Raw genomic sequence first — 16,975 nt, 5'->3', positions numbered from 1 at the left:
GCGAAGTCAATTCAGACTGAAGTAATCGATACCTAAGGGGAGGAATGTAGGCCCGTTTTTCGTAGATTCCGCACGAGCCGAAGACCACTTAATGTGGTCTTCGAGCGAGCCCAGGACCTGACCGAACGAAAATCGGGCCTACATTCCTCCCCGGTGGGACAGGGAGAGATATATGGAAGAGATGCCCAAGAATTACGATCCGTCGACCAACGAGCCGGCGATCCTGCAGAAGTGGCTCGACGGCGGCTACTACAAGCGCCGCGAGGGCGTGGGCGACTGTACCGTCACCATTCCGCCTCCCAACGTGACCGGCAAGCTCCACATGGGCCACGCCACCGACGACTCCATCCAGGACGCCATCATCCGTATGGCCCGCATGCGCGGCAAGTCCACGCGCTGGGTGCTGGGTACCGACCACGCCGGTATCGCCACGCAGACCAAGGTCGACAAGAAACTCAAGAGTGAGGGCATCAGCCGCCTGGAGATTGGCCGCGACAAGTTTGTCGACGCCTGCTGGGACTGGACCCACGAGTACGGCGGCATCATCGTCGAGCAGATCAAGCGCATGGGTTGCTCCGTCGACTTCGACAACGAGCGCTTTACCATGGACGAGGACTACGCCCAGGCCGTGCGCAAGGTGTTCTGCGACTGGTACCACGACGGCCTGATCTACCGCGGCAAGCGCATCGTCAACTGGTGCCCCAACTGCACCACCGCTATTTCGGACGACGAGGCCGAGTACAAGGACGAGAAGGGCCACCTGTGGCACCTGCGCTACCCGCTGACCGAGCCGGTCAACGGCCAGGACTACATCGTCGTCGCCACCACGCGCCCCGAGACCATGCTCGGCGACACGGGCGTTGCCGTCTCCCCGAAGGACCCCGAGAAGGCCGCCTTTGTGGGCAAGACCGTCAAGCTCCCCATCGTCGACCGCGAGATCCCCATCTTTGAGGATTGGCACGTCGACGCCAACTTTGGCTCCGGCTTCGTTAAGGTCACCCCGGCCCACGACCCCAACGACTACGCCATGGGTCAGGCCCACGACCTGCCGCAGATCAATATCTTCGACGAGCACGCGGTGGTCGTCGAGGGCTACGGCGAGTTCACCGGCATGAACCGCGACGAGTGCCGCGAGGCCGTCATCAAGTGGTTCGACGAGCACGGCCTGCTCGACCACGTCGACGAGCACGATCACTCCGTCATGCACTGCTACCGTTGCGACTCCGCCCTGGAGCCGTGGCTGTCCGAGCAGTGGTTCGTGGCCGTCGACAAGCTCAAGGGACCGGCGCTCGACGCCGTCAACTCCGGCAAGGTCACCTTCCACCCCGCGCGCTGGACGCAGACCTACACCACTTGGATGGAGAACCTTAAGGACTGGTGCATCAGCCGCCAGCTGTGGTGGGGCCACCGCATCCCCGTGTTCTACTGCGAGGACTGCGGCTGGGAGGACGCCCTCACCGAGGACACCGATGTGTGCCCCAAGTGCGGCGGTCATCACGTGCACCAGGACGAGAACGTGCTGGACACGTGGTTTAGCTCGCAGCTGTGGACCTTCGCCACGCAGGGCTGGCCGCAAAAGCCGGAGCTGCTCGAGGGCCATCATCCCACGACGGCACTCGTCACCGCGCGCGACATCATCGCGCTGTGGGTCGCCCGCATGGTCATGAGCTCGCTGTACTTCCTGGACGAGGTGCCGTCTAAGGACGTCGTCATCTACCCGACGATTCTGGCCAAGGACGGCAGCCGCATGTCCAAGTCCAAGGGCAACGGCGTTGACCCCATGGACCTCATCGGTATGTACGGCGCCGACGCCATGCGTTACAACCTGCTGACGCTGTGCACCAACAACCAGGATGTTAAGTTCGACGCGAACATCGACAAGAAGACCAAGAAGCTCATCGACAGCCCGCGCACCGATCAGGCCAAGAGCTTTGTGACCAAGATCTGGAACGCTAGCCGCTTCCTGCTTATGAACATGGAGGGCTACGCGCCCGGCGAGCCCGTCGTGGAGACGCCGGCCGACGCTTGGATGTTCAGCCGCCTGGCCAAGGCCGTGAAGATGGTCACCGAGGGCATCGAGAACTACACCTTTGGCGACATGGCCCGCGGCGTGCAGCAGTTCTTCTGGAACGAGGTCTGCGACTGGTACGTCGAGGTCACCAAGGCCCGCCTGAAGGGCGAGGGCCGTCTGCAGGCGCAGCGCAACCTGATCTTTGTGCTCGACACCTCCATTCGCCTGATGCACCCGCTCATGCCGTTTGTCACCGAGGAGATTTGGGACAACATGCCGGCGAGCGTGCTCGATTTGGACGCCGAGGGCAACGTGGACCGCGCCGAGGCGCTCATGATCGCCAAGTGGCCGGAGCCCGCCGACTACGCCAAGTACGTCGACGAGCCTGCCGAGCGCGCGTTTGAGCTGTGCCGTACCGTCGTTTCCGCCGCCCGCGCCACCCGTTCGCGTTATCGCTTGAGCCCCAAGGCCGAGCTCGACGTGGTCGTGCGCGCCGGTGCCGAGGATATCGAGAAGCTCGAGAGCCTGCGCTCGACCATCGAGCCGCTGGCCAACACCACCTCGCTGGTCATGGGTACCGACGTTGAGAAGCCGGCCGCGAGCATCGCCGTGGTCGATAGCGGCGTCGAGGTCTTTGTGGTGCTCGAGGGCAAGGTTGACCTTTCGGCCGAGAAGGCACGCCTGGAGAAGGAGATCGCCGCGGCGCAGAAGGAGCTCGCCGGCTGCGAGAAGACGCTCGCCAACGAGGGCTTTGTGGCCAAGGCCGCGCCCGCAGTGGTCCAGAAGAAGAGGGACCGTGCGGCTGAGCTCAAGGAGATCCTGGCGGCGCTGACTGCTCAGGTTGCTGACTTCTCGTAGGCGTTACTGGGGGGGCGTCCCGACGCTTTGCTCGCTACTGCGGACAGTCCTGCGCAAGACGGACAGCACATTAAGTGCTGTCCTTTGCGTGCGGAACTTGCGGCGAGCAAAGCATCGGGCCGCTCCTAGTTCGTTTACGTGGTTGTTTGCAACTGGTAGGTTGGGGCCACTTGGTTGTGGCCTTGATCTTGCTGCAATCGGGTAAAGGCTGAAATTGTCAACGCGAGGGGCTCATTCTTTTTGATGAGCCTCTTTTTCTGTTATGGGGGACTTTGGGTTATGGCTAAGCGTTCTGGGTCGTATGTCGTTCCTTTTTCGTTTGAGTTGCTTTCGTTTGATGATGCCGTTGCTTTGGCTGCTGATACGGGGCGGATTTCTGGGGATGCTGGTCCTCTGCTTGAGACGGTTGTCGATATGCTCGATGAGCTGGGGCGTCCGGACGAGTATTTCGATTGCATTCAGGTCGCCGGCACCAATGGCAAGACTTCGACTACGCGTTTTTCGGCTGCTATCCTTCGCGGCGAAGGGCTTAAAACCGCACTGTATACGTCGCCGCAGCTTATTCGCTATCCCGAGCGCATGGAGGTTGACGGGCGCGTTGTGAGCGACGAGGCCTTTGCCCGTGGCGTTTCGGCGGCTGTCGAGGCGGGGCGTCGGGTGAATGCGCACCGTGTGGCGGCGGGGGAGCGCGCCTATACCATCACGCCGTTTGACCTGCTGACGGCTGCTGCGCTTGTGGTGTTTGCCGAGGCCGCGGTGGATGTTGCCGTGCTCGAGGTCGGCATGGGCGGACGTTGGGACGCCACGAGTGCGACCGATCCCGTCGCCGTTGCCATTACGGGCATTGGGCTCGACCATACACGCATTCTGGGCGATACGCTTGAGGCCATTGCGGGTGAGAAGGCTGCGGTCATTAAGCCCGGACGCCTGGTTGTGCTGGGCGAGGGCACGCACGAGGCGAGCGTTCAGCGCGTGATGGATGCCCGTTGCCGCGAGTGCGGCATCGTGCCGCTCGTGGTGAGCCACGCCACGACTAAGGTGCCGGCGCATGTTGGCGACACGGTGGAGTTTAGCTGCACTACGCCGCGTTCGATCTATGCGTCGAGCATGGTGAAGCCGGCGTATCAGCCGCAGAATGCAGCGTGTGCGATTATGCTGTGCGAGGGTTATCTGGGCCGCGAGCTTGACCACGATGCGCTTGATGCTTCGCTTATGGGCTGCCCCACGCCGGGTCGCTTTGATGTGCTGGGAACCGATCCGCTCAAGTTGATCGACGCCTGTCATAATCCCCAGAGCTGCGAGAACTTTGTGAGCGCGCTGGACGAGATCGATCCGTGCGTGGAGAATCGCCCCACGCTGCTGTGCGCTGCGCTGGCCGACAAGGACGTGGCGGGCATCGTTGACGTGCTAATCCCGGCCTTTCCGCGCGTGATTGTGACTCAGACCGATTCCGACCGCGCCCTGCCGGCAGAGGAGCTCGCCGCCCTCGTTGATGCTGATAAGCTGGCGGGCGTGTACCCCAGCGTGTCCGAGGCCCTCGCAGCTTTCAAGGCCGCGGGCGAGCCCTTCGTAGCAGCCGGCACCATCACCCTAGCCGGCGAAGTAGCCGGTCTGCTCCGTTAACCCATCCTGGAGGGTAGCTAATTTGGGACGGGGCTTTTTTAGCTACCCTACCCGGAGTCTTCGAAGCAGGAAACCACATTTGACATAGGGCAGCTAAAAAAGCCCCGTCCCAAATTAGCTACCCAAGTTTCCTCTTCAGTTGGGGATGAGCCTAGTCCAGGCGCATGGCGTCGTGGGGGTAGGCGTTGAGAATCTCGACGCCGTTCTCGGTCACCAGGGCTAGGTCCTCGATGCGGACGCCGGTGCGGCCGGGGAGGTAGATGCCCGGTTCGATGGAGAACGTCATGCCCGGCTCTACGACCTGCTCGTTGACGAGTGAAACGTCGCCCGGCTCGTGGTCCTGCAAGCCGATCGAGTGTCCCAGGCGATGCGTAAAGTACTTACCGTAGCCCGCATCCTCAATCACGTCGCGCGCGGCGCGGTCCAGGTCGCGCATGCGAACGCCCGGTGCGATGAGTGCCTCGGCGGCTTCGTTAGCGCGGCGCACGATGTCGTAGATGCGTGTCGTCTCCTCGTCCGGCTCGCCCCAAAAGAACGTGCGCGTCATATCCGAGCAGTAGTTGCGGTGACGTCCGCCAATATCGAACAGCACCACGTCGCCGCGCTTGAGTACGGTGTTGTCGGGCTCGTGGTGCGGGTCGCCGGCGTTGGCGCCAAAGCTCACGATGGGCGGAAAGCTAAAGCTCTCGCAGCCATGCTTGCGATACAGGCCGAGCATCTGGTCGGCAATCTCGCGCTCTGTCACGCCTTCGTGGACGAGTTTGATCGCGTCGGCCATCACGGCGTCGTTGGCTGCCGAGGACACGCGCATGAGTTCCTGCTCGGCGGCGTCTTTGTAGGTTCGCGCGGCGGTCACGGCAAAATCACCCAGGAAAAACTCGCTGGCGGCATGGCGCTCCATGAGCGGCATCAAAAAGCCGGAACGCATGACAGTATCGATGCCGATCGGTTTGGTCGGGTCGATCTCACTCGCGATGGCGTCGGCCACGACATCGGTATCGGTGTGGTAGGCAACGCGGGCATTGTCATACTCTGGCAGCTGGTGCAGGGCGTTGACTAGGATCACCGGCTCGGCGCCGCGCGCGAGCAGCACGCCGCAAAAACGCTCGAACATATCGGCATAAAAACCGGTCAGATAGTAAATCGACCACGGGTCGTTTACGAGCAACTGTGCGCCGGGGTGCTGAGCCTCGAGCGCATCAAGCACGTGAGCCACACGCTGGTCATCGACATGTGCCATACATCGTCCTTTCGCTAGGGTGCCACCATGGTATCCCAAGCCCGGCACATAGGGACGCTCCTTTTATGACGGCACTTCGGGACACTCCTTGGCATGGCCAGCCTGGCAAGTGTGCAGGAAAAAGGAGTCATAAGAGGCCCGTCCCAAATGGGCTGGTTTCAAAAGTATGGCGGATTACGGGGCTGGACCTGTATTACTTGACCATGGGTAAAATCGCGAAATTAAAACCGCAGGTAGACGGCTTATCAAAAATCGAAAACTGCCGGTATGGATGGGGGTCTCCGAATCGGCCCCGTAATCCGGCATAGTTTTGAAATGGCACTAAAGTAGGCACAAGCTGAATACCGATTCCAAGGATAGTTGCGGTGGAATAGTTCCTGGATGCCGGGGTTTTGGCGGAAATCAGGAACTATTTCACCGCAATTGAGGAGGGGCGGGGTGGATGGCGGGGTAGCTAAAAGAGCTCCGTCCCTAATTAGCTACTTGGGCTCGGTCGATGTCCATGCTGGCGATTAGGTTGATGTTGGTGCCTAGGAGGTTCTCTAGCACGACGTCGCCCATGCGGATGGGGGCGTTGACGACTAGGCCTCGGATGAGGGCCATGGCTTGGGCGTGGAGCGCCAGCGGGATGGCTTCGGCCGTGCGCACGGGGAGCAGGGCTTCGTCGCTGCCGGAGACGGCCACGGTCGTCGTGAGCACGCGCATAGGGCAGGTGAGCTCCTGATGTGCGAACTTATCTCCGCGCGGGCAGTTGTTGCCGATTACGGAGCGCACTTCCACCACGGCGCCATTGGCGTCGCGCTCCACCTTTACGGTCAGAAGGCATTCGGATGGGCAGGTCGTGCAGTTGAACTGCAGCGTCTCGGTCGCATTCGTGCTCATGAGCTATGCCTCCTCAACGGGGTTGACGGATAGGACAATCTCGCTGGCGCCCAGGTCGAGCGCTTGCTGGATGACTTTCGCCGGTAGTGGGAAACTCTCCATAACGCTCGGCTTAAACGCGCGGACCTTGCCTGCAAGCAGTTCCTCGTCGCCTGCCAGAATACGCACGCGGGCGGTATCGACCGGTCGGCGTACGCGGAAGTTGAGCTTGGTGAGCGCCACAGCCGTAATGCGTCCCGGCAGCGTGTAGCCCGCGATGCCGGCTGGGGAGACCGTGAGCTCGCAGACCGTGTCCGCAGCGCTCGCCCCGGCGTTGCCGCCCAACGCCCACGCCGCCGCAGCCGCACCGGCGTGCTCGGACTCGGTCGTCACGTTGTCGGCCAGGTCGTGCACATGCAGAACGTTGCCGCAGGCAAAGATGCCTGGTATGCCCGTCTGCAGGCTCTGGTCCACCACGGCGCCGCGCGTGCGCGGGTCAAGCTCCACGCCCGCGGCAACCGAAAGCTCATTCTCGGGAATCAAGCCCACCGAAAGCAGCAGCGTGTCACACGGAACAATGCGCTCGGTCCCCGGAATGGGCGCCAGGCGCTCGTTGACTTGACTCACCTCGACGGCTTCCACGCGGTCGTGCCCAATTACACGCGTCACGGTGGTGGACAGGTGCAGCGGAATGCCAAAGTCGTCCAGACAGTTCTTCACATTGCGGCGCAGCCCGTTGGCGTACGGCATGAGCTCGTATACGCCCTCGACCGAAATCCCCTCGAGCGTGCAGCGACGTGCCATGATCAGCCCGATATCGCCCGAACCCAAAATGACGGCGCGCGAGCCGGGTCTGAGGTTCTCGATATTGATGTATCGCTGCGCCAGGCCGGCCGTAAACACGCCGGCGGGGCGGCTACCGGGAATCTTGATCTCGCTTCGGGTGCGCTCGCGGCAGCCCATGGCAAGGACGACCGCTCGCCCGGTGAGCTGTAGCATGCCGGCAGGGCTCATGAGCGTGACGGTATGGACCTCGGTGGCTCCCGTCGGCTCGCCTGAATCAATCCCAATTACCATGCTGTCCAAGAACAGCGCGATGTCGGTCGCGCGAACCTGGTCGATAAAGCGCTGCGCGTACTCGGGACCGGTGAGCTCCTGCTTAAAGTGCGAAAGCCCAAAGCCGGGGTGGATGCACTGGCGCAGGATGCCGCCCAGATGCTGCTCGCGCTCCACGATGGCCACTTGTGCGCCGGCCTTGTACGCGGCAAGCGCGGCCGCCATGCCGGCAGGTCCGCCACCGATAACGACCACGTCGAACGCTTGCGTCTGCACTGCCGCTACGGCTTCTGCCCCTGTGCGTTCGTCGCGCATATCAAACGTCGCCATCCTAGCGCACCCCCTTCAAAGGTCCCTCGACCAGCCAGGAGCCGGCGTCCTCCAGTAATACCTCGCTGGGGTCGCAGCCCAGCTCGCGCGCCAGGATCGCCACCACACGGCTCTGGCAAAAGCCGCTCTGGCACCGACCCATGCCGGCACGGCAGCGGCGCTTGACGCCCTCGACCGAAACCGCGCCCGGCTGGCGTCGGATCGCGGCCACAATCTCGGCTTCGGGCACCGTTTCGCAGCGGCAGACGATTTGCCCCCAAGCGGGGTCGGATTCAATGAGCTCTTCCTTGCGCGCAAGCGGCACGCGGTCAAAGTCGTCCGGCGCGCGGCGAATCGGGTCCCAATCGGCCCTTTCGCGCAAAGCAACGCCCGCCTCGCGCATCACGCGCTCCATGCGCTCGGCAATGGCCGGCGCGCTCGCCACGCCCGGCGACTGAATACCTGCCGCCTGGAACAGCCCCGGCACCACGGCCGACTGTCCAATAAAGAAGTCGTTCGTTCCCTGAATGACCGGGCGCCCGCCGGCAAATGCGCGCACCACGCGGCGCGTATCCAGATCGGGAATCAGCTTGCGCGCTCCCGTCAGCAGCGCGTTCACATCGCTCGCATAGGTCTGCGTGTCGCCCGGCTCACGCACGGCAGCCGTGGCGGTGATCACGGTGTTGCCGTGGACCGTGCCCGTGACGATAACGCCCTTGGACAACGGCGTGGGCACGGGGTAGAGCGGCATAAGCGCACGCGGCTCCTTGTCCAGCACCACGATGTTGCCCTGACGCCAGACCATCTGGAACTCCTCGGCGCCCGCCATATGCGAGATGTCGGCGGCGCCGTTGCCCGCGGCGTTGATCAGGTAGCGGCAGCGCACGCTGCCAGCAGGGGTCGCCAGCGTAAAGCGTGCGTCGTCGCCCGAGCCTGCGACTTCAATCGCCTCCACCGGTGCGGAGCGCATAAACGTCACCCCGTTGGCCACGGCGTTCTCCAGCGCGGCGATGGCAACCTCAAACGGGTCGACAAAGCCAGTGGAGGGGCACCACAACGCGCACGTTGCATCGGCACTGGCGCGCGGCTCTAATTCGTGGATGCGGTCGGGTCCGATGATCGACAGCTCGGGCACGCCGTTGGCAAGGCCATTCTGGCGCAGCTTCTCCAGGTGCGCGCGGTCCTCGTCGTTAAAGCCCAACACCATCGACCCGGTGCGGCAGAACAGAAAGCCCAGCTCCTGCGCCCACGTACCGTACAGCTCGCAGCCACGAGCGTTGACCTGGGCCTTAACCGTGCCCGGCGCCGGATCGTAGCCAGCGTGCACCAGGCCGCCGTTGGCCTTCGACGCGCCCAGCGCAATATCGATAGCCGCCTCGACCACGCAAATGGACAGGTCATAGCGCGCGAGCTGCCGCGCGATGGCGCATCCGGTGATGCCCGCGCCGACAATCGCGATATCAAACGTTTCTGTCACAGTGCCTCCCAGACGAGTTGACAGGCTGTCAATAAGACTATCCTACGGTCTGCACATCTCCGGTGCGGCGGCAATGCGGCGAACAGCCCCGCAGCGCCCGCTAACGGCAGACGAGGGGAGACTCAGTAACGTCGATAACTTCGTCTGCCGCCCCTGGCGTCAGAGGTTTGTCTCGTTCTGTAACATCTGGGACTGTTTTTGCCGAGTAACTGTTACAGATTGAGACATTCGGTTCGGACGGTTTCCTTTGTCTCGACCTGTAACAGTTAGACGAGGATTTGGGTTCTAGATGTTACAGATCAAGACAAACCTTCCGGCGGATTTTGAATGTCTCGATCTGTAACAGTAAGAGGGGTTTTGGGACCCTAGATGTTACTGATCGAGATTGAAGTCGGGGATGGACTCCTGTGTCTCGTTCTGTAACATCTAGGACCGGATTCCGCTCCTAACTGTTACAGATTGAGATGTTTGTGTCCGCGCCGGCCCCGCCCCTAGCCGTGGTCCCATATAAACAAACCCCGTGGTAAACTTGACCGGAGTGTTAATATCCCGAAAGGTACCCGTAATGTCCAAGTACATCTCCGAACTCATGTCGCCGCAGCTTATGGGCGTCGTCTATGCCTTCGTTGGCTTTATCATCGCCCTGTATGTGCTGTCGGTCGTCTATGTGTTCATCGACGCTCGCCGCCGCGGCGCCAGCGCCTACGTGGCATGGGGCATCATCGCCCTTATCCCGTTTGTGGGCCTCATTGCCTACCTGGTCCTGCGCCCGCACTCCTACGCGTCCGACCGCGAGGAGCAGGAGCTGGACATGGCCCTGCGCGAGCGCCAGCTTGCCCAGTACGGCACCTGCCCGCAGTGCGGCGCGCCCATCGAGAAGGACTTTGTCGTGTGCCCGGTGTGCGATACCCAGGTTCGCAACGTCTGCCCCAGCTGCCATCGCCCGCTCGACGCGCACTGGAAGGTCTGCCCCTACTGCCGAACTCGCATCCAGTAACGCATCCATCGCCGGGCCGGCCGCAAGCCACGGGCACCACGCGTCTCGCGCAAGCCACGCGCGCCCCAAACCCCGCCCCACACGATGAAGCATGCGTAGAAAATCGCCCGCCGTGCCATTAAGGTGCGGCGGGCGCTTGTATACCAAGGCAACCTGCCTATAATGATGCAAGTCAAAAACGCCGAGCGCATCGCACGCACTTGCATCAGGCATCCGAGAGGAGAAAACATACCCATGAAGGCACTCTACAATGACGGTTCGGTGGCCGAGCTCCCGCAGGACGAGGTCACGCACGTCATCCGCCACTCTGCCGCGCACATCATGGCGCAGGCCATCAAGCGCCTCTATCCCGAGGCCGACTTTGCCTACGGCCCCGCGACCGACAACGGCTTCTACTACGACGTCGACCTGCCCGAGGGCGTCAAGATCAGCGAGGACGACTTCCCCGCGATCGAGGCCGAGATGAAAAAGATCGTCAAGGAGAACCTCAAGTTTACCGTGTACGAGAAGCCCCGCGCCGAGGCCATCGCCCTTATGGAGGAGCGCGGCGAGAAGTACAAGGTCGAGCACATCGGCGACCTGGACGACGACGCCCGCATTACCTTCTACCAGCAGGGCGACTACATCGACATGTGCGTCGGCCCCCACATCTGCTACACCAAGGCGCTCAAGGCCTTTAAGCTCACCGGCGTCTCGGGCGCCTACTGGAAGGGCGACAAGGACAACAAGATGCTCACCCGCATCAACGGCGTCGCCTTTGCCACCAAGGAAGAGCTCGATGAGCACATGCACATGCTGGAGGAGGCCAAGAAGCGCGACCACCGTAAGATCGGCCGCGAGATGGACCTCTTTATGATGCGCGACGAGGCCCCCGGTTTCCCGTTCTTCCTGCCCAACGGCATGATCCTTAAGAACACGCTGCTGGACTACTGGCGCGAGATCCACCACAAGGCCGGCTACGTGGAGATCTCCACGCCGCTCATCATGAACAAGCAGCTGTGGAAGACCTCTGGCCACTGGGACCACTACAAGGACAACATGTACTCCACCGTCATCGATGACGAAGAGTACTGCATTAAGCCCATGAACTGCCCGGGCGGCGTGCTGGTGTACGCCTCCAAGCCGCACTCCTACCGCGAGCTGCCCATCCGCGCCGGCGAGATTGGCCTGGTGCACCGCCACGAGCTGCGCGGCGCCCTGCACGGCCTGTTCCGCGTGCGTTGCTTTAACCAGGACGACGCCCACCTGTTTGTGCGCCCCGACCAGCTGACCGACGAGATCGTGGGCGTGGTCAACCTCATCGACTCCGTGTACCAGAAGTTTGGCTTTAAGTACCATGTTGAGCTTTCCACCCGCCCCGAGGACTCCATGGGTTCGGACGAGGACTGGGCGCGTGCCGAGGAAGGCCTACGCACCGCTCTGGAGAAGCTGGGCATGGACTACGAGGTCAACGAGGGCGACGGCGCCTTCTACGGCCCCAAGATCGACTTCCACCTGGAGGACTCGCTCGGCCGTACCTGGCAGTGCGGTACCGTGCAGCTCGACTTCCAGATGCCGCTCAACTTTGACTTGGAGTACGTGGACGCCGACGGCACCAAGAAGCGCCCCATCATGCTGCATCGCGTATGCTTTGGCTCCATCGAGCGCTTCATCGGTATTCTGATTGAGCACTTTGCCGGCAAGTTCCCCACCTGGCTGGCTCCCGTGCAGGTCAAGGCACTTCCCGTCTCTGAGAAGAGCCGCGACTACGCCCACGAGGTGTGCGCCAAGCTGGAGCAGGCCGGCATTCGCGTGGTCTGCGACGACCGCGACGAGAAGATCGGTTACAAGATCCGCGAGGCCCGCAGCATCGATCGCGTGCCCTACATGCTTATCCTGGGCGAGAAGGAGGTCGAGGCCGGCAACATCTCCGTCCGCGATCGCTCCAACGAGACCGTTCAGATGAGCGTTGACGAGTTTGTTGCCAAGGTGACCGAGGAGATCAAGACTCGCGCCTAAGGCAAACTTCACAACAATTAACAAAGGCGACCGTCCACAAAGGGCGGTCGCCTTTTTCATGCCGAAATAAGAAAAGCCGCTGGTTGAGCGGCTTTTTTTTGTTGCACAAAAAGGTACAGGTTTTTGTAGAGGGCTATGGAGATGTATCTACCGGCAGGACATTTTGCGTAATCTGGGCAATCGTTGATTAATTGCTCGTATAATTGCCTATGTCGAAAGATACAAAAACCTGTACTTTTGCGACTGCGCCTAGCTGCGAGCGAGAAGCCTGTTCTAAACGCCCCTGCATTTGTGTGCATCGCAAAGCCAAGGGGGGGCGAGAACATGGAACAGACGGCACGGCGCCAAGAGCAGCTGCCGGGCGCATTTAACGGCGTCACCACCAGTAGCCAGCACGGTCGCGTCCGCTGGTATCTGGTCCACACCCCCCATGGAAAAGAGCGCGAGACCTGCGAAAAGGTCCGCCGCATTATTCCGCACAACCTTATGCAGGACGCCTTTGTGATGCAAAAGGAGTTCTGGTTTAAGCGTGACGGCGCATGGTCGCTCCAAACCAAACCCATGTACAAGGAATATTTCTTCGTCGCCACGCACGATGCTGCCGCGCTCGATAGGGCCTTGGCCCAGTTGAGCTTTGGCTGCCGCATCGCCGGCAGTAGGGAGCGGGCGTACATGCCCATGCCGGACGATGCGCAGGATTGGTATTGCAGCGTGCTCGACGACGACGGCGTGGTACGCAACAGCGTCGCCCGCATAGAAGACGGCGTGCTGCACATAGAGCAAGGGCCCTTGGTGGGGCAAGAGGCCCGTGTAAAGAAGATCGACCGTCATAAACGCTGGTGCCTGGTGGATGTGGGCGAGGGTGACTCCACATTTAGGGAGCTGCTTCCGTTAGACGTGCCCAGCAAAACGTAAGGGAGACGTTGCACCGGCAATTTATTTGGTTTTTGGATTCATAGATGGGGGGGGGGTTCCTGGGGACAGGAACGTAAGTTTGACTGTGGCTGCTAAAGAAGTAACTGAGAAGTGTATCCCAACGAGAGATGCTCTTGTTGTAAATCAAATAAAGCCTAGTGGAACATTGGGCTATCGCTTTGTTAAGAGGCTGTTTGACCTTGTTTTTAGTCTTATGGCGATCGCTATTTTATTCATTCCAGTGGGGCTTGTGTGCGTCCTGATTTGTCTAGAGTCTCCGGGTAATCCCTTGTACACCCAGGAGCGAATTGGCAAAAATGGCAAGGTCATTAAGATCTTTAAGCTGCGCAGCATGGTTGCCGATGCGGGCAATGTTCAGAAGTATTTAAATTTTGAGCAGCTGCATCAGTGGGAAATTGAGCGCAAGGTCGATAACGATCCGCGCATCACTAAGGTAGGGCAGTTTATTCGTAAGTGCTCTATCGATGAGATGCCGCAGTTTCTTAATGTTTTAAATGGTGATTTATCCGTTATCGGTCCTCGTCCCATTACGCGTGATGAACTCGAAATGCATTTTTCTGATGAGGATAAGGTTGTATTTCTTTCGGTTCAACCTGGAATTACCGGTTTATGGCAGGCAACGGATCGCAACGATGCGTCATTTGAAAGCGGTTTGCGCCAAAAAATCGAATTGCATTACGTGCGGAACCGTTGTTTCCGAATGGATTGGAAGTGTTTTGCTGGCACTTTCGGCGCCATGTTTGGCAAGGAGAGGACGGGCCGATAGATGGAAATCTCCGTCATCATTCCGACTCTTAATGCTGAGCATGAAATCGATGGGCTTTTAATTGCCCTCGAACACCAGTCTATTCAGCCGGTTGATATCCTGATCGTTGATTCCGCTTCGGAAGATAAAACTATAGAGCTGGTCCGGCAGCACAAAAGAGTCCGCCTGCTGAAGATTGATCGCCAGGATTTCAACCACGGCACCACAAGAGACATGGCACTAAGGGAGTCGAGGGGTGACTTTGTATGCTTCCTTACCCAAGATGCTGTGCCTGTTTCTGATGATTATCTGGAGCGGCTTGTTGCTCCCATGCTTGATGATTCCGATATCGCTCTCGTAAGCGGCAGGCAGCTGCCTAAGGCGGATGCCCGACGTTTTGAACAGCTGGTGCGTGGTTTTAACTATCCCGACTGGCCATCCGTTCGTTCCAAATGTGATCTCGAGAAACTCGGTATTAAGACGTTTTTTGCATCTGATGTCTGTTCCGCCTATCGACGAACTGCATATCTCGAATGCGGCGGATTCGAGCACGTTAACACCAACGAGGACATGCTCATGGCGGCAAGGTTTATCGCCTCAGGGTTGAAGGTGGCTTACGAGCCGCGTGCAGAGGTCTATCACTCGCATAACTTGACGCCATCCCAACAATTTGCCCGCAACCGTGCCGTCGGGTTCTTTCTCGAAACGCATGCAGACGAACTCATGCATGCAAGTGAGATTGGTGAAGGCGGCCGGCTCGCCAAGATGGTTTCGTCGCAACTTCTACGAGAGGGAAGTCTTGGCGAGCTCGTTGCTTTCGGAGTCGACTGCTGCGCTCGCCTTCTCGGAAATCGCGCTGGCCGCAGGGCTGCAAGAAATGAAAGGTTATAGCCAATGAAAGGCATCATCCTCGCCGGCGGGTCCGGCACCCGCCTGTACCCGCTCACGCTCGTGACCTCCAAGCAGCTGCTGCCGGTCTACGACAAGCCCATGATCTACTACCCGCTGTCCACCCTCATGCTGGCTGGCATCCGGGACATCCTGGTCATCTCCACGCCTACCGACCTCCCCAACTTCGAGCGCCTGCTCGGGGACGGCTCGCGCTACGGCGTGAACCTGTCCTACGCCGAGCAGCCCTCGCCGGACGGCCTGGCGCAGGCGTTCACCATCGGCGAGGAGTTCATCGCCGGCGAGCCGTGCGCGCTGGTGCTCGGCGACAACATCTTCTACGGCAACGGCCTGTCGCGCCACCTGACGCGCGCCGTCCAGAACGCAGAGTCGGGCCGCGCCACGGTCTTCGGCTACCACGTGGACGACCCCGAGCGCTTCGGCGTCGTGGAGTTCGACCGCGAGGGGAGGGCCGTCTCCATCGAGGAGAAGCCCGAGTGCCCCAAGAGCTCCTACGCCGTCACCGGCCTGTACTTCTACCCGGGCGACGTGGCCGCCAAGGCGCATGAGGTCAGGCCCTCGGCCCGCGGCGAGCTGGAGATCACGACGCTCAACCAGATGTACCTGGAGGAGGGGACGCTGTCCGTGGTCACCCTCGGCCGCGGCTACGCGTGGCTGGACACCGGCACCATGGAGAGCCTGCACGAGGCCGCGGAGTTCGTCCGCGCCGTGGAGCACTCCCAGGACCTGCCCGTGTCCGTGCCCGAGGAGATCGCCTGGGAGAACGGCTGGATCACGACCGCCGGGCTTGAGGAGGCAGCGAAGGCCTACGGCAAGTCGGTCTACGGGCAGCACCTGAAGAAGGTCGCCGCCGGCGAGATCGTCAACAGCCCGCGCGAGTACTAATCCGATCCAATGGGAGATAGAAACATGTCTGAAGAGCTCTTCGAACCGAAGAACATCATCGTAACGGGCGGCTGCGGCTTCATCGGCAGCAACTTCGTGCACTACGTGGTCAACAACCACCCCGAGGTCCACGTCACAGTCCTGGACAAGCTGACCTACGCAGGCAACCCCGAGAACATCGCGGGCCTGCCCTCCGACCGCGTGGAGCTCGTCGTGGGCGACATCTGCGACGCGGAACTGCTGGACGGGCTGGTCCCCGGCCACGACGCCATCGTGCACTACGCCGCCGAGAGCCACAACGACAACTCCATCGCCGACCCGGAGCCGTTCCTGCGCACCAACGTGGAGGGCACCTTCCGCCTGCTGGAGGCCGTGAGGAAGCACGGCGTCCGCTACCACCACGTCTCCACCGACGAGGTCTACGGCGACCTGGCGCTCGACGACCCGGCGAAGTTCACCGAGGAGACGCCGTACCACCCGTCCTCGCCGTACTCGAGCACCAAGGCCAGCTCCGACATGCTCGTGCGCGCATGGACCCGCACCTACGGCCTTCGCGCCACGATCTCCAACTGCTCCAACAACTACGGCCCCTACCAGCACGTGGAGAAGTTCATCCCCAGGCAGATCACGAACATCATCGACGGCGTCCGCCCCAAGCTCTACGGCAAGGGCGAGAACGTCCGCGACTGGATCCACACCGAGGACCACTCCAGCGCCGTCTGGGACATCCTCACCAAGGGCCGCACGGGGGAGACCTACCTCATCGGCGCCGACGGCGAGAGGAACAACATCACGGTCCTGCGCATGATCCTCGAGGCGATGGGGCGCGACCCCGAGGACTTCGACTGGGTCGCCGACCGCCCCGGCCACGACCGCCGCTACGCCATCGACTCCACCAAGCTCCAGTGCGAGCTCGGCTGGAGGCCGGCCCACACCGACTTCGCCGAGGGGCTCAAGGCCACCATCGACTGGTACGTCAAGAACGAGTCCTGGTGGCGCCCGGCCAAGGAGGCCACCGAGGCCCGCTACCGCGCACAGGGCCAGTAAGACCGCATCCCGGCGAACCGCAC

Annotated in this window: 13 protein-coding genes; 9 read left to right on the top strand and 4 right to left on the bottom strand. The window is 61.2% G+C overall.

What is annotated here, in order from left to right:
- Positions 1 to 172: 172 nt before the first annotated feature.
- Together DWX25_RS05030 and DWX25_RS05025 are read left to right on the top strand one after the other, a co-directional pair.
- Positions 173 to 2,869 carry a valine--tRNA ligase gene (locus DWX25_RS05030; protein WP_117799182.1) on the top strand — a complete coding sequence of 899 codons (2,697 nt, stop codon included), beginning with the start codon at positions 173 to 175 and terminating at the stop codon, positions 2,867 to 2,869.
- A 279-nt stretch (positions 2,870 to 3,148) separates the two neighbouring features.
- Positions 3,149 to 4,492, top strand: a complete 1,344-nt coding sequence (locus DWX25_RS05025) for a folylpolyglutamate synthase/dihydrofolate synthase family protein (protein ID WP_117799181.1) — start codon at positions 3,149 to 3,151, stop codon at positions 4,490 to 4,492.
- A gap of 151 nt (positions 4,493 to 4,643) precedes the next feature.
- Here the strand turns inward: DWX25_RS05025 and DWX25_RS05020 are convergent, their stop codons facing one another.
- The 4 genes from DWX25_RS05020 to DWX25_RS05005 all read right to left on the bottom strand — a co-directional run bounded on the left by DWX25_RS05020 (position 4,644) and on the right by DWX25_RS05005 (position 9,435).
- Complete coding sequence (locus DWX25_RS05020) at positions 4,644 to 5,732, bottom strand: Xaa-Pro peptidase family protein (protein WP_199412319.1); 1,089 nt, start codon at positions 5,730 to 5,732, stop codon at positions 4,644 to 4,646.
- A 471-nt stretch (positions 5,733 to 6,203) separates the two neighbouring features.
- Entirely contained in the window at positions 6,204 to 6,614 is a 411-nt protein-coding gene (locus tag DWX25_RS05015) for a DUF1667 domain-containing protein (protein WP_117799180.1), read from the bottom strand.
- Positions 6,615 to 6,617: 3 nt separating this feature from the next.
- A complete protein-coding gene (locus DWX25_RS05010; RefSeq protein ID WP_117799228.1) occupies positions 6,618 to 7,964 on the bottom strand; it encodes an NAD(P)/FAD-dependent oxidoreductase in 1,347 nt (448 codons plus the stop codon).
- Between the two features lie 16 nt (positions 7,965 to 7,980).
- The gene (locus tag DWX25_RS05005) at positions 7,981 to 9,435 is read right to left on the bottom strand and encodes an NAD(P)/FAD-dependent oxidoreductase (protein ID WP_117799179.1); all 1,455 of its coding nucleotides are present in this window, start codon (positions 9,433 to 9,435) and stop codon (positions 7,981 to 7,983) included.
- Positions 9,436 to 10,000: 565 nt separating this feature from the next.
- Here DWX25_RS05005 and DWX25_RS05000 point away from each other — a divergent pair.
- The 7 genes from DWX25_RS05000 (at position 10,001) to rfbB (ending at position 16,952) form a co-directional block, all read left to right on the top strand.
- The gene (locus DWX25_RS05000; protein ID WP_055251579.1) at positions 10,001 to 10,432 is read left to right on the top strand and encodes a zinc ribbon domain-containing protein; all 432 of its coding nucleotides are present in this window, start codon (positions 10,001 to 10,003) and stop codon (positions 10,430 to 10,432) included.
- Positions 10,433 to 10,666: 234 nt separating this feature from the next.
- Complete coding sequence (gene thrS, locus DWX25_RS04995; protein WP_117799178.1) at positions 10,667 to 12,430, top strand: threonine--tRNA ligase; 1,764 nt, start codon at positions 10,667 to 10,669, stop codon at positions 12,428 to 12,430.
- Between the two features lie 324 nt (positions 12,431 to 12,754).
- Positions 12,755 to 13,345: a hypothetical protein gene (locus DWX25_RS04990; RefSeq protein ID WP_117799177.1), complete on the top strand. Its 591-nt coding sequence runs from the start codon at positions 12,755 to 12,757 to the stop codon at positions 13,343 to 13,345.
- 85 nt (positions 13,346 to 13,430) lie between these two features.
- Positions 13,431 to 14,132 carry a sugar transferase gene (locus DWX25_RS04985; RefSeq protein WP_147335824.1) on the top strand — a complete coding sequence of 234 codons (702 nt, stop codon included), beginning with the start codon at positions 13,431 to 13,433 and terminating at the stop codon, positions 14,130 to 14,132.
- A complete protein-coding gene (locus tag DWX25_RS04980; RefSeq protein ID WP_117799175.1) occupies positions 14,133 to 15,002 on the top strand; it encodes a glycosyltransferase family 2 protein in 870 nt (289 codons plus the stop codon).
- Between the two features lie 3 nt (positions 15,003 to 15,005).
- Positions 15,006 to 15,905 (top strand): glucose-1-phosphate thymidylyltransferase RfbA, encoded by a 900-nt coding sequence (gene rfbA / locus DWX25_RS04975; protein WP_117807889.1) that lies wholly within the window; start codon positions 15,006 to 15,008, stop codon positions 15,903 to 15,905.
- Between the two features lie 24 nt (positions 15,906 to 15,929).
- Positions 15,930 to 16,952 (top strand): dTDP-glucose 4,6-dehydratase, encoded by a 1,023-nt coding sequence (rfbB, locus tag DWX25_RS04970; RefSeq protein WP_117807892.1) that lies wholly within the window; start codon positions 15,930 to 15,932, stop codon positions 16,950 to 16,952.
- The last annotated feature ends 23 nt before the right edge of the window (positions 16,953 to 16,975 follow it).

The organism is Collinsella sp. AF18-8LB (assembly GCF_003459795.1).
Classification (GTDB): Bacteria; Actinomycetota; Coriobacteriia; order Coriobacteriales; family Coriobacteriaceae; genus Collinsella.
The sequence above is the reverse complement of the archived record's forward strand: the minus strand, read 5'-3'. Positions and strand labels throughout refer to the sequence as shown.

Excerpts from the sequence above, each read along its gene's own strand:
- DWX25_RS05020 (WP_199412319.1), bottom strand. The coding sequence starts at position 5,732 with ATGGCACATGTCGATGACCAGCGTGTGGCTCACGTGCTTGATGCGCTC.
- DWX25_RS05000 (WP_055251579.1), top strand. The coding sequence starts at position 10,001 with ATGTCCAAGTACATCTCCGAACTCATGTCGCCGCAGCTTATGGGCGTC.
- DWX25_RS05025 (WP_117799181.1), top strand. The coding sequence starts at position 3,149 with ATGGCTAAGCGTTCTGGGTCGTATGTCGTTCCTTTTTCGTTTGAGTTG.
- rfbB (WP_117807892.1), top strand. The coding sequence starts at position 15,930 with ATGTCTGAAGAGCTCTTCGAACCGAAGAACATCATCGTAACGGGCGGC.
- DWX25_RS04990 (WP_117799177.1), top strand. The coding sequence starts at position 12,755 with ATGGAACAGACGGCACGGCGCCAAGAGCAGCTGCCGGGCGCATTTAAC.
- DWX25_RS05030 (WP_117799182.1), top strand. The coding sequence starts at position 173 with ATGGAAGAGATGCCCAAGAATTACGATCCGTCGACCAACGAGCCGGCG.
- DWX25_RS05010 (WP_117799228.1), bottom strand. The coding sequence starts at position 7,964 with ATGCGCGACGAACGCACAGGGGCAGAAGCCGTAGCGGCAGTGCAGACG.
- DWX25_RS05015 (WP_117799180.1), bottom strand. The coding sequence starts at position 6,614 with ATGAGCACGAATGCGACCGAGACGCTGCAGTTCAACTGCACGACCTGC.
- DWX25_RS04980 (WP_117799175.1), top strand. The coding sequence starts at position 14,133 with ATGGAAATCTCCGTCATCATTCCGACTCTTAATGCTGAGCATGAAATC.
- rfbA (WP_117807889.1), top strand. The coding sequence starts at position 15,006 with ATGAAAGGCATCATCCTCGCCGGCGGGTCCGGCACCCGCCTGTACCCG.
- thrS (WP_117799178.1), top strand. The coding sequence starts at position 10,667 with ATGAAGGCACTCTACAATGACGGTTCGGTGGCCGAGCTCCCGCAGGAC.